9 protein-coding genes are annotated in these 11,224 nt (G+C 68.3%); 1 reads left to right on the top strand and 8 read right to left on the bottom strand.

All coding sequences use genetic code 11. The features are described from left to right. Nucleotides 1-9: 9 nt before the first annotated feature. Nucleotides 10-684 carry a sulfotransferase family protein gene (locus JQX13_RS36515; protein WP_203404051.1) on the bottom strand — a complete coding sequence of 225 codons (675 nt, stop codon included), beginning with the start codon at nucleotides 682-684 and terminating at the stop codon, nucleotides 10-12. Between the two features lie 71 nt (nucleotides 685-755). Here JQX13_RS36515 and cysQ point away from each other — a divergent pair, with 71 nt between their 5' ends. Then, on the top strand, nucleotides 756-1,556 hold the full coding sequence (cysQ, locus tag JQX13_RS36510; protein ID WP_203404050.1) for a 3'(2'),5'-bisphosphate nucleotidase CysQ: 801 nt from the start codon (nucleotides 756-758) through the stop codon (nucleotides 1,554-1,556). Between the two features lie 2 nt (nucleotides 1,557-1,558). Here cysQ and cysC read toward each other — a convergent pair whose 3' ends face one another. The 7 genes from cysC to JQX13_RS36475 all read right to left on the bottom strand — a co-directional run bounded on the left by cysC (nucleotide 1,559) and on the right by JQX13_RS36475 (nucleotide 11,212). Next, nucleotides 1,559-2,068, bottom strand: a complete 510-nt coding sequence (gene cysC, locus JQX13_RS36505; RefSeq protein ID WP_203412376.1) for an adenylyl-sulfate kinase — start codon at nucleotides 2,066-2,068, stop codon at nucleotides 1,559-1,561. Between the two features lie 108 nt (nucleotides 2,069-2,176). Next, the gene (locus JQX13_RS36500) at nucleotides 2,177-3,430 is read right to left on the bottom strand and encodes a sulfate adenylyltransferase subunit 1 (RefSeq protein ID WP_203404049.1); all 1,254 of its coding nucleotides are present in this window, start codon (nucleotides 3,428-3,430) and stop codon (nucleotides 2,177-2,179) included. Then, complete coding sequence (gene cysD / locus JQX13_RS36495) at nucleotides 3,430-4,335, bottom strand: sulfate adenylyltransferase subunit CysD (protein WP_203404048.1); 906 nt, start codon at nucleotides 4,333-4,335, stop codon at nucleotides 3,430-3,432. The genes JQX13_RS36500 and cysD overlap by 1 nt, the downstream gene beginning before the upstream one ends. Further along, nucleotides 4,332-4,595 carry a phosphopantetheine-binding protein gene (locus JQX13_RS36490; RefSeq protein ID WP_203404047.1) on the bottom strand — a complete coding sequence of 88 codons (264 nt, stop codon included), beginning with the start codon at nucleotides 4,593-4,595 and terminating at the stop codon, nucleotides 4,332-4,334. Before JQX13_RS36490 ends, cysD begins: the two co-directional genes overlap by 4 nt. 70 nt (nucleotides 4,596-4,665) lie before the next feature. Next, nucleotides 4,666-5,865, bottom strand: a complete 1,200-nt coding sequence (locus JQX13_RS36485; RefSeq protein ID WP_239014072.1) for an HlyD family secretion protein — start codon at nucleotides 5,863-5,865, stop codon at nucleotides 4,666-4,668. 48 nt (nucleotides 5,866-5,913) lie between these two features. Continuing rightward, entirely contained in the window at nucleotides 5,914-7,551 is a 1,638-nt protein-coding gene (locus JQX13_RS36480; protein WP_203404045.1) for a DHA2 family efflux MFS transporter permease subunit, read from the bottom strand. After that, nucleotides 7,544-11,212, bottom strand: coding sequence for a type I polyketide synthase (locus JQX13_RS36475; RefSeq protein WP_203404044.1), 3,669 nt, complete (start codon nucleotides 11,210-11,212; stop codon nucleotides 7,544-7,546). The genes JQX13_RS36480 and JQX13_RS36475 overlap by 8 nt, the downstream gene beginning before the upstream one ends. Nucleotides 11,213-11,224 lie beyond the last annotated feature (12 nt).

Genomic DNA, 11,224 nt, shown 5'->3' with positions numbered 1-11,224 from the left:
CGGGAGCCCTCAGGACCGCCGGGTCCTCCGCCAGGGGAGGAGCATGGACACCATCCGCGCCCCCATCATCTTCTGGAAGTCGGCGGTGTCGTTGAGGCGGGGGAAGGGCTTGTTGGGAACCTCGACGCCGAGGAACCGGCACAGGGGCTCCCACCCTTCCTTCACCTCGTAGACGAGCAGCCGGTCCGCGGGGACGTGCTTCTTCACGTCCTCGATGTGCTGGCGGAAGACCTCGAGCGCGAAGGGCTTGTCCTGGAAGCGGCCCTTGAACGTGCGCTCCCAGACGATGCCCTCGGCCATGCGCGACATCCTCCGCACGGGAGGGATGACCTTCTTGAGGACCGAGGCGGGGAACCTCCGCGGGCCACTGTAGATGGTGTTGTACGTGCTCTCGTACCACTTCTCCGGATCGCGCACGCTGAGCAGCACCTTCGCGTCGGGGAAGACCTCCATCAGCTCCTTGTAGAAGGAGCACCCGGGCCAGTCCACCGTCGCCTCATAGCCCTGGAACAGCCGCTTCCAGTCGACCGGCCTGCCCTCGTTCGCGGCGGTCCAGAGGGGAACATGCCATGGGTTCTCGAACACTTCCGTCATGTGGTAGCAGCGCCGAAGGCCGAGCTCCTCCAGTGCGGCCTTGAGCGACGTCGTCCCCGTTCGTCCGAATCCCGCTCCGATCAATTTCATGTCGTCTCTCTAAACCACTTCCACGCCTGGGAGTAACCGGCGATCCTGTTCAGGAAAGGACCGTTCAGCTCATGACGAGGATTGACGAAACGCTGGTGTCGGCCGTGCGCGAGATGTCCCAGGAGGCGGGACGTGCCACGCTCGGTTTCTACGGGGGCGCCGTCTCCGTCGAGCGCAAGAGTGACGACTCCCCGCTGACGGCGGCGGACAAGGCCTCGCACACCCTCATCCTCGAGGCCCTGCACCGTCTGACGCCCGGCGTCCCGGTGCTCTCCGAGGAGTCCAGCGAGACGGAGATCTCCGAGCGGCGCAAGTGGGACACCTTCTGGCTGGTGGATCCGCTCGACGGCACCAAGGAGTTCCTCAAGGGCACCGGCGAGTTCACCGTGAACATCGCCCTCATCTCCGGCACCGAGCCCGTGCTGGGCGTGGTGCACGTCCCCGTCTCGGGAGTCACATACTGGGGCAGCAAGGGAGGTGGCGCCTTCGTGGCCCAGGCCGGCCAGGCGCCGGTGGCCATCCACACCCGGCCCGCGGAGATGAACCGGCTCGTCATCGTGGCGAGCAAGGATCACGCGGGCCCGCGCGTGGAGGCCCTGCTGAAGCGGCTCACCACGGCGAGCACGGCCAACATGGGCAGCTCGCTCAAGTTCTGTCTGATCGCCGAGGGCCGGGCGGACTTCTACCCGCGGCTCCAGCCCACCTGCGAGTGGGACACCGGAGCGGCCCAGTGCGTCCTGGAAGCCGCCGGAGGCGCGGTGACGGACCTGGAGGGCCGGCGGTTCGTTTACAACAAGGAACAGCTCACCAACCCGTCCTTCCTCGCCTTCGGAGATGCACGCCAGGACTGGCGCGCGCTGCTGGAGGGGTAGCCTCAGCGCTGCGCGGTGAGTCCGCGCTCCCTCAGCGCGGCGAGGATGCGCTCCACCCCCGCCTCCACCGTCTCCGAGTCGGTGCGGACCGTCACCTCGGGTGACTCGGGCGCCTCATACGGATCCGAGATGCCCGTGAAGTGGGGGATCTCCCCCGCCAGGGCCTTCTTGTAGAGCCCCTTCACATCCCGGTGGACGAGCGTGTCCAGACTGGCCTGCGCATACACCTCGATGAACGGGAGCCCCGCTTCCGTGGCCAGCCGCCGCACCTCGTTGCGCGACTCGCGGTAGGGCGAGATGGCCGCGGAGATGACCGCCACGTCGTGCCGGGCGAGCACTCGCGCCACGTAGCCGATGCGCCGGATGTTCTCCTCGCGGTCGGGCCGGGTGAAGCCCAGCCCTCGCGAGAGGAAGGTGCGGACCTCATCCCCGTCGAGCACCTCCACGGAGTGCTGCCCCTCCAGCCGGCGGCGAACCGCCTGGGAGAGCGTGCTCTTGCCCGCCCCGGACATGCCGGTGAACCAGAGAATGAAGCCTCGAGATCGATTCGAGCCGGCCACGGGCGACGGCTCTGCTGCAGAAGCTTGATGACTCACGGATGTCTCCCGAACACCCCACGCTCACGTCGCGGGGCCATTGATCATTCCGGCGCCCACCGTGGCGTTCGTCCCCTCGTCGATGAGGATGAAGCTGCCGGTGTGACGGTTGCGCCGGTACTCGTCGAAGAAGAGCGGCACGGTCGTCCGCAACGACACCCGGCCGACCTCGTTCAGCTTCAGGGCGCCGCACTGCTCGTCCCGGTGAAGCGTGTTCACGTCGATGCGGTACTGGATGCCCTTGACCATCGCGCGAGCCGAGCGCGTGGTGTGCTTGAGGGCCAGCTTCACCCCGGGCCGCAGCGGCTGCTCCACCAGCCAGCACACCATGGCGTCGAGATCCTGCGCGACGGTGGGCGGATTTCCCGGCCGGCAGAGCATGTCACCACGGCTGATGTCGAGCTCATCCGTCAGCGAGATGGTGACGGACATGGGAGGGAAGGCCTCCTCCACGGGCTTGCCGGCCAGCTCGATGGTGCGGATGCGGGAGGTGAAGCCCGAGGGCAGCACCATCACCTCGTCCCCTGGCCGCACCACTCCGCCCACGAGCTGCCCCGACCAGGCCCGGTAGTCATGGAGCTTCTTGGAGATGGGCCGCGACACGTACTGCACCGGGAAGCGCACCTGGATGAGGTTGCGATCCGAGGCGATGTGCACGTTCTCCAGGTGATGCAGCAGCACGGGGCCCTGATACCAAGGCATCTTCTCCGAGCGCGTCACCACGTTGTCGCCGTTGAGCGCGGAGATGGGGATGAAGGTGAGGTCCGTGAGCTCCAGCTTCATGGAGAACTTGCGGAACTCGTCCTTGATGGACTCGAAGACGGACTCACTGAAGTCCACCAGGTCCATCTTGTTGATGCACAGCACCACGTGGGGCACTCGCAGCAGCGAGGCGATGAAGGCATGACGCCGCGTCTGTTCCAGAATGCCCTTGCGCGCATCCACGAGAATGAGGGCGAGGTCCGCGGTGGAGGCGCCCGTCACCATGTTGCGCGTGTATTGGATGTGGCCCGGGGTGTCCGCGATGATGAACTTACGCCGGGGGGTGGCGAAGTAGCGATAGGCCACGTCGATGGTGATGCCCTGCTCGCGCTCGGCGCGCAGACCGTCCATGAGCAGCGCCAGGTTGACGTACTCGTCCCCGCGCGCCTTGCTGGTGCGCTCCACCGCCGTGAGCTGATCCTCGAAGATGGATTTGGTGTCGTAGAGCAGACGGCCGATGAGGGTGCTCTTCCCATCGTCGACCGAGCCGGCCGTGGCGAACCTGAGCAGCTCCATTAGAAATATCCCTCGCGCTTACGGTCTTCCATGGCCGTCTCACTGAACTTGTCGTCCGCCCGGCTGGCGCCACGCTCGGTGACGCGGGACGCGGCGACCTCCTGGATCACCTGCTCCACCGTGGTGGCGGTGGACTCGACGCAGGCGGTGCACGTCATGTCGCCCACCGTGCGGAAGCGCACCTGGGCCGTCATCGCCTTCTCCCCCGGCATCAGCGGCAGGAAGGGCGAGCACGCCATCAACATGCCATCGCGGCGGAACACCTCGCGCCGGTGGCTGAAGTAGATGGACGGGAGCGGGATGCGCTCCTGGTCGATGTATTGCCAGATGTCCATCTCGGTCCAGTTGGACAGGGGGAACACGCGGATGTGCTCCCCGCGGCGGTGGCGGCCGTTGTAGAGGCTCCACAACTCCGGGCGCTGGTTCTTCGGATCCCACTGACCGAACTCGTCGCGAAAGGAGAAGACGCGCTCCTTGGCGCGTGCCTTCTCCTCGTCACGGCGGGCGCCACCGAAGACGGCATCGAACTGGTGCCTCTCGATGGCATCCAACAGCGGCGCCGTCTGCAGCCGGTTGCGCGAGGCGCGAGGCCCCTTCTCCTCCACGAGGCGGCCCGAGTCGATGAACTCCTGAACGGAGGCCACCTCCAGGCGAGCACCCAGCGAGGCCGCGCGCTCATCGCGGTACGCGAGCACCTCGGGGAAGTTGTGCCCGGTATCCACGTGCAGGAGCGGAAAGGGCAGCGGGGCCGGGGCGAAGGCCTTCTCGGCCAACCACAGCATCACCGCCGAGTCCTTGCCCCCGGAGAACAGGAGGACGGGCCGGGCGAACTCGGCCACCACTTCCCGGATGATGAAGATGGATTCCGCTTCCAGGGCCTGGAGGTGGGACAACTCGTAGCTCATCCCTCCGCCTCCGACTGCTCCCGCACCAATTGCTCGCAGATCGTGGCCACCTCCTCGAGCGTGCTGAACAGCTCACCCATCATGGGGCGGACTCCCAGGTCCTCCTCGATACGGTTGGCGAGCATGGTGGCGAGCAGGGAATTGCCACCCAGCGAGATGAAATGATCTCCCCGCCCGATCTCCGAGAGACCCAGCAATTCACTCCAATAACCGGCGAGCTTCTGCTCCATCTGCGTACTGGGGGGATTGTCGACGCTCATGAAGTCTTCCTTTCATCACAACATCAAACACAATGACAATCATAAACATGAAACATCATACATCCCGATCCTAATTGGCGGAGGTGAAGACGGTGACCTCCGCCGACAAGCCAGCCTGCAAGGGCAGATCCCCGGGGGAGTCCTTCCAGGAGATGCGCACGGGCACGCGTTGAACCACCTTCACGAAGTTGCCCGAGGCATTGTCCGGCGGCAGCAGGGAGAAGCTGGCCCCCGTCCCGCCGGAAAGACTCTCCACCAGACCCGTCAACGTGCGGCCCGGAAAGGCATCCACCCTCACCTCCACCCGCTGGCCCGGGCGGATGTGTCCGACCTGGGTCTCCTTGAAGTTGGCGATCACATACGTCCGGGGCGGCACGAGCCTCGCCACCGGCTGTCCCGCCGACAGGAGCTGCCCCTCGCGGATGCTCAGCTTGGACACCTGCCCGTCCGCGGGAGCGAGGATGCGGGTGTACTCGAGCTGCAACCGGGCCTGCTCCAACGCGGCCTCGGCGGCGGTCACCCGGGCATGGGCCAGCTCGGCGCTGGCACGGGCCACGGCGATCTTCGCGTCCACCGGAGCGTTCTGATCGAACTGACCCTGGGCCTCGGCCACCTTGCTGAGCGCCACCGCCCGGGCCTGCTCGGCCGCGGCGAGCTGGGCACGCGCCCCGGCCAGTGACGCCTGCGCGGCCTCGTGGTTGGTCCGGGCATTGTCGAGTTCCTGCTGGGAGGAGATCTCCGACATGCGCAGCTGCTGCACACGCTCGAGCTCCAACGCGTTGCGCTGCGCCTCGGCCTCCGCGCGAGCCACGGCCGCGCGAGCCACCTCCACCTGGGCCTCGGCGCTGCTCACCCCCGCCGTGCTGGTGGACACCACGGCGCGCGCGGTGGAGCGGCCACCCCGGGCACTGGCCTCCGCCACGTCCATCTGCGCATCGGCCGCCTGCGCCTGCGCCCGGGCCGACACCAGCTCCGCCTCGGCCTGCTTCACGCGGACGGCGTACTCGCGCGGATCGATCTCCACCAGCACATCGCCCTTCTTCACCCGGGCGTTGTCCTCCACGGCCACGCGCAGCACGGGACCGCCCACGCGGGCGTTGATTGGCACCAGGTCCGCCTGCACCTGGGCGTTGTCCGTGCGCTCCTGCCCGCGCGTGAGCACCATGTATCCGCCGATGCCCGCGAGCACCGCCACCGTGACCGTCCCCAGGACGATCGATCCCCGGCGGCTCCTGTTCTTGCGCTGGAGCTCCTCGGCTCCAGGGCCCACGGCAGGCGCCTCCTTTTCCACCAATCGGGGTGTCCCACTCATCTCGCGTCAAACCTCCACATCCATGTGAACTTCGTTCCGCTCCTCTTTCGGCGCTTCCTTCCGGGGCTTGTTGCCCGGGGAGAGCCAGAGGAATCCCAAGAGCGGCAGCGCCAGCACGAACAGCAGCACCGACAGCGTGAAGAGCCGGTTGAAGGCCAGCAGTGACGCCTGGCGCTGGACGGCGGCCGCCAGCAGGCGAAGGCTCGCCTCCGTGGCCTCGAAGCCCTCGAGTCCGCCCGCGACGAGCCCGCTCATGGACGAGGCGAGCCGCTCGGACAGCTCGGGGCGCTCGGCGATCACGTGGGCGGAGAGCCCCACCTGGGCCTCCGCGGTGTAGCGCGTCATCAGGGTGGCGAAGAGGGCCAGGCCCACCGAGCTGCCGATCTGCCGCATCAGCGCGTTGAGACCGGCGGCGTCCGCCATCCGGGTGCGCGCCACCTTGTCGAACACCACGACGTTGAGCGGGACGAAGAGCAGGCTGGTGCCCAGTCCCTGCAACATGATCGACCCGATGATCTCCGCCCTCCCCGTGTCCAGGGAGACCCGCATCAGGCGGTGGACACCCAGGCCGATGATGAACAGCCCCACGCCGATGAGCACCCGGGGGGAGATCCGGTTGTACAGACGCCCGACGATGGGCATCACCACGATCATCACCAGCGTGCGAGGCATGAGCGCCATGCCGGCCTGCATGGCCGTGAAGCCGAGCATCTCCTGCATGAAGAGCGGCAACACGAACATGTTCGCGATGAGGATGAAGAACATCACCGCGCCGAGCACCGCCCCCGAGGAGAACACCGGCTCCGCGAAGAGGCGCAGGTCCACCGCGGGCGCCACGGCGGTGAGCTCGCGCAGCACGAAGGCCGCCAGACAGAAGCCCGCCACCAGCGTGCAGACGGTGATCTCCGTGGACTCGAACCAGTCCTGACGCTGCCCCTCCTCCAGCACGAACTGGAGCGTGGCCAACCCCACCCACATCAGGGCGATGCCAGCCCAGTCCATGTTGCGGCGCTGGATCGCGGCGGCGGCCTTGTTGGCGGCGAGCACGTCCTCCGGCTCGTGGACGAAGCGCCACACCAGCAGGAAGCCGATCAGCCCGAGGGGGAGGTTGATGAAGAAGATCCACGACCAGTGGAAGTTGTCGACGATGTAGCCGCCGAGCGTGGGGCCGATGGCCGGGCCCACGGTGATCACCACCGAGAAGATGCCCATGGCCATGCCCTGCTCCTCGGGGGACCAGGTCTGGCGGAGGATGGCCTGCTCGGTGGGGACGAGCGCTCCCGCACCGATGCCCTGCAACGCCCGGAAGACGACCAGCGAGGGCAGGCTCCAGGCGATCCCGCACAGGAACGAGCTGACGACGAAGATGGCCAGGCACGCCAGATAGGTGCGCTTCTGGCCGAAGAGCCGGCTGAAGAAGCCGGTGAGCGGCAGCACCAGCACCGTGGCGATGATGAAGCTGGTGCTCGCCCAGGTGATCTCCTGCACCGTGGCGCCAATCGAGCTGCGGATCTGCGACAGGGCCACGTTGACGATGGCCGAGTCGACGGTGGACATCAGGGTGCCGAACGACACCGACAGGGTGATGAGCCACTTGTCGAACTGCGTGTGGCGCACGGGAGTGGGCAGGGCGGCTTCAGACATGGGCTCGCTCCAGGCAGGCCCTGAGCCGCGCCGCCAGTCCCTCCACGTGCGGCGAGAGCATCATGCTCGTGTGGTTCCCGGAGACGACCTCGACCCGCACCGCCGAGCAGCGGTCGAGCCAGGGCAGCTCCAGGTGGTCCGGCATTCGCGGCTGAAGCTCGGCGGCGCGGAAGAACTGCAGCTCGCCCGTTTCCCAGCGTGGGGCCGTGTACCGGTACATGGCCTCGATATGGGTCTTCCACATCCGGAACAACTGGCGCTCCTGCTCGGGCGCCCCGGGCTGCATGCCCGCCCGCGCGAACTCGAGCAGCTCCGCCTCGTCCCTGGGTGGCGGAGGGAGGCGCCCCGGGCCGGGCGAGTCGAGCAACGCGCACACCGGCACCGCATGTCCCTCCGCGGACAGGCGGCGGCCCATCTCGTACGCGAGCAGCCCTCCGAAGGACGCGCCCACCAACAGGTACGGGCCCGTGGGCTGCACCGCACGCACGGCTTCGATGTAATACGACGCCATGTCCTCGACGGTGGTGGGTGCCTGCCTCCCCTCCTCCAGACCCGGCGGCTCGATCCCGTAGGAGGGCCGAGAGGACGCGGCGAGCCGCGCCAGCTGCCGGTAGAAGAACGTCTGTCCCGCCATCGCGTGGAGGAAGAAGAGCGCCGGCCCGTGCAACCCCTCATGGAGCTGCACGAGGCAGCTCGCACGAACCGGCGCAGCCGTTTCGCGGGTGCCGCCGAGCTTCTCCGCCAGCGCGGCGATCGTCGGCGCCTCCACCAGGGTCTTCAGCGGCAGCCGGACACCAAGGCGCTGGCCGATCAGCCCCGTCAGGCGAAGCCCCATGAGCGAGTCGCCCCCGAGCGCGAAGAAGTCATCGTGGATGCCAATCCCCTCGATGCGGAACAGCTCCCAGAAGCACTCGACCAGCGCCTGCTCGGTGGCGTTGCGCGCTGGCGCCGGAGGGCCACCCTTGCGAGCACTCCTCTGCGTCACGGACACGGAAGGCCGGGGTGTGGAGCGCCGCTCCTCGCGAGAGGCGGTGTCCACGGAAGTAGAGGCCTCGGGCTCGAGCCAGTACCGCTCACGGTCGAAGCTGTAGGTCGGCAGGGGAACCCGACGGCGACGCTCCCCCGCCCGGAAGCGCTCCCAGTCGATGGCAACCCCGGCGAGCCACGCCTCACCGAGCGGCGCCAGCGGGCTGCTCCGCGCGGTGGCTCCACCCGGAAGCGTGGCGAGCACCGGTTGTGACGTACGCGCCGGGTGCTGCCGCACCAGCGAGCCCAGCGTGGAGCCCGGCCCCACCTCTATCAACGCCCTCTCTCCGGAGGTGAGCAGCGTCTCCAGCGCCTCGGAGAACCTCACGGTGTCGCGCAGGTGGCGCACCCAGTACGCGGGGTCCGTTGCCTCCCGCTCGCTCAACCAACGGCCGGTGGCGCTCGACACCACCGGCAGCTTCGGTGGCCGCAGCTTCACCCGCTCCACCACCTTCGCGAAGTCCGCGAGGTACGGCTCGAGCATCGCCGAGTGCGCCGCCCTCCCGTAGCGCACCCGCTTGAATTGCACCCCTCTCTCCTCGAGTGTCCGCTCGAGGGACTCCACGGCCTCCGGCGGCCCCGAGAGGACACACGTCGCGGGCCCGTTGAGCGCGGCGACGGACAACGCCGTGCCCAACAACGGCTGAACCTCGTCCAGCGGCGCGAGCACCGACACCATCGCCCCCGGCGGCATCTGCTCCGCCATCCGGGCGCGCACCACCATCAGCGAGCAGGCCTCCTCCAGGGTGAAGACGCCCGCCAGGCACGCCGCTGCGTACTCTCCCAGCGAGTGGCCGAGCACCACCTCCGGCTGCACTCCCCAGGACAGCCACAGTTGCGCCATCGCCCAGTTACACGCGAAGAGCGTGCTCTGCACCCACAGGGGCCTTTCCAGCTCCCGGCTCGCGGCGTCGAAGCGCTCGGGCCCCGCGAACATCACCTCCCGGAGGTCTCCCCCGAGCGGACCGCGCATCAACTCCGCGCACCTGTCGAGCGCCTCCCGGAAGGCCGGCTCGCGCAGGAAGTCCGTGCCCATGTTCACCCGCTGCGAGCCTCCTCCGGGAAACAGGAACACAGCGCCCCGCTGCTCCACCTCGTCGACCAGGGTGCGCACCCGCTCCGGCTCTCTACCCCCAAGCAGGGCCGCGGCCTCCTCGGGACGTCCCCCCACGACGAAGCGCCTCCAGGAAAAGCGGGCGCGCCCGGTCTGCAGCGTGTGGGCCACATCCGCCAACCGCGCTCCGCCCTGGGCCAGGTGCTCGCCCAACTCGGCGCTCATCCGCTCCAGTGCGGCCTCCGACTTCGCCGACAGCAGCAGCAACTCCTCGTCGCGCCGGGGCGGGTCGCTCGGCACGGCCGGGGCCTCCCGCAGCACGGCATGGGCATTGGTCCCGCCAATTCCAAACGAGCTCACTCCCGCGCACCGCGGCGTTGGCCCCGTCCATGGCGTCGGCCTGGCCACCACGTAGAACGGGCTGCCCTCCAGCCCGAGCCGGGGATTGGGCGAGCTGAAGTGCAGCGTCGGAGGCAGCGTCCGGTTCTCGAGCGCGAGCACCGCCTTGATGAGCCCGGTGACTCCGGCCGCGGCATCCAGGTGCCCGATGTTGCTCTTCACCGAACCGAGTCCACATGAGCCCGGTGCGCCCCCGCTGAACACCTGCTTGAGCGCGGCGACCTCGAGCGGATCTCCAAGCGGTGTGCCGGTCCCGTGCGCCTCGATGTACGAAATGGAGTGCGGCTCGATCCCCGCCACGGACTGCGCCTCGGAGATGACAGCGGCCTGCCCCGCCACCGAGGGAGCGGAGAATCCGGTCTTGGAGCTTCCGTCGTTGTTGATGGCGGTGCCGAGGATGACCGCGCGAATGGGATCGCGGTCGGCGATCGCATCGGAGAGCCGCTTGATGACAACCACTCCGACGCCGTTGCCCCCCACGGTGCCAGCGGCCCGGACGTCGAAGGGGCGGCAATGCCCGTCAGGCGAGAGGATGCCGCCCTCCTGGTAGGAGTACGCACGCAACTGGGGAACGCGGACCGACACGCCTCCCGCGAGCGCGAGATCGCACTCCCGGGAGAGTAGCGCCTGGCACGCGAGGTGGACCGCGACCAGCGAGGTCGAGCAGGCGGTCTGCACGGTCAGGCTGGGCCCGGTGAGATCCAGCTCGTATGCAACCCGTGTCGAGAGGAAGTTCCCGCTGCACCCGAAGAGGCTATCGGCCAGGGTCCTCCCGCTCCGCTGCGCGTCTGGCAGCACGCTCGAGAGCAGGTAGGTACTGAAGGAGGCTCCCGCGTAGACGCCCGCGCGCATCGGCCTGCCCCGAGGCGCGTACCCGGCCGACTCGAGCGCGGACCAGGCGCACTCGAGGAACAGCCGGTGCTGCGGATCCATCTGCTCGGCCTCACTTGGTGCGTAGCCGAAGAAGGCGGCATCGAAGCACTCGGCGTCCTCGAGTACACCCGCCGCGGCCACCTGTCCCTCGGGCGCGGGTAGGAAGGAGATCGACTCCACACCCGTCGCGAGGTTGCTCCAGAACTGGCGGGCATCTCGCGCGCCGGGAACGCGCACGGAGAGGCCCACGATGGCGAGTGCCATCTCCATGGACGGGTCCTGCGACGCGGTGTCGTGCTGGTCAGCCATGTTCGTTGCTCC

Origin of the sequence: Archangium violaceum (assembly GCF_016859125.1) — a bacterium.
Classification (GTDB): domain Bacteria; phylum Myxococcota; class Myxococcia; order Myxococcales; family Myxococcaceae; genus Archangium; species Archangium violaceum_A.
This window is presented reverse-complemented; position numbering and strand designations above follow the sequence as displayed.

Coding starts and splice junctions, on each gene's coding strand:
- JQX13_RS36475 (WP_203404044.1), bottom strand. CDS start 11,212: ATGGCTGACCAGCACGACACCGCGTCGCAGGACCCGTCCATGGAGATG.
- JQX13_RS36480 (WP_203404045.1), bottom strand. CDS start 7,551: ATGTCTGAAGCCGCCCTGCCCACTCCCGTGCGCCACACGCAGTTCGAC.
- cysQ (WP_203404050.1), top strand. CDS start 756: ATGACGAGGATTGACGAAACGCTGGTGTCGGCCGTGCGCGAGATGTCC.
- JQX13_RS36490 (WP_203404047.1), bottom strand. CDS start 4,595: ATGAGCGTCGACAATCCCCCCAGTACGCAGATGGAGCAGAAGCTCGCC.
- JQX13_RS36515 (WP_203404051.1), bottom strand. CDS start 684: ATGAAATTGATCGGAGCGGGATTCGGACGAACGGGGACGACGTCGCTC.
- JQX13_RS36500 (WP_203404049.1), bottom strand. CDS start 3,430: ATGGAGCTGCTCAGGTTCGCCACGGCCGGCTCGGTCGACGATGGGAAG.
- cysD (WP_203404048.1), bottom strand. CDS start 4,335: ATGAGCTACGAGTTGTCCCACCTCCAGGCCCTGGAAGCGGAATCCATC.
- cysC (WP_203412376.1), bottom strand. CDS start 2,068: ATGTCCGGGGCGGGCAAGAGCACGCTCTCCCAGGCGGTTCGCCGCCGG.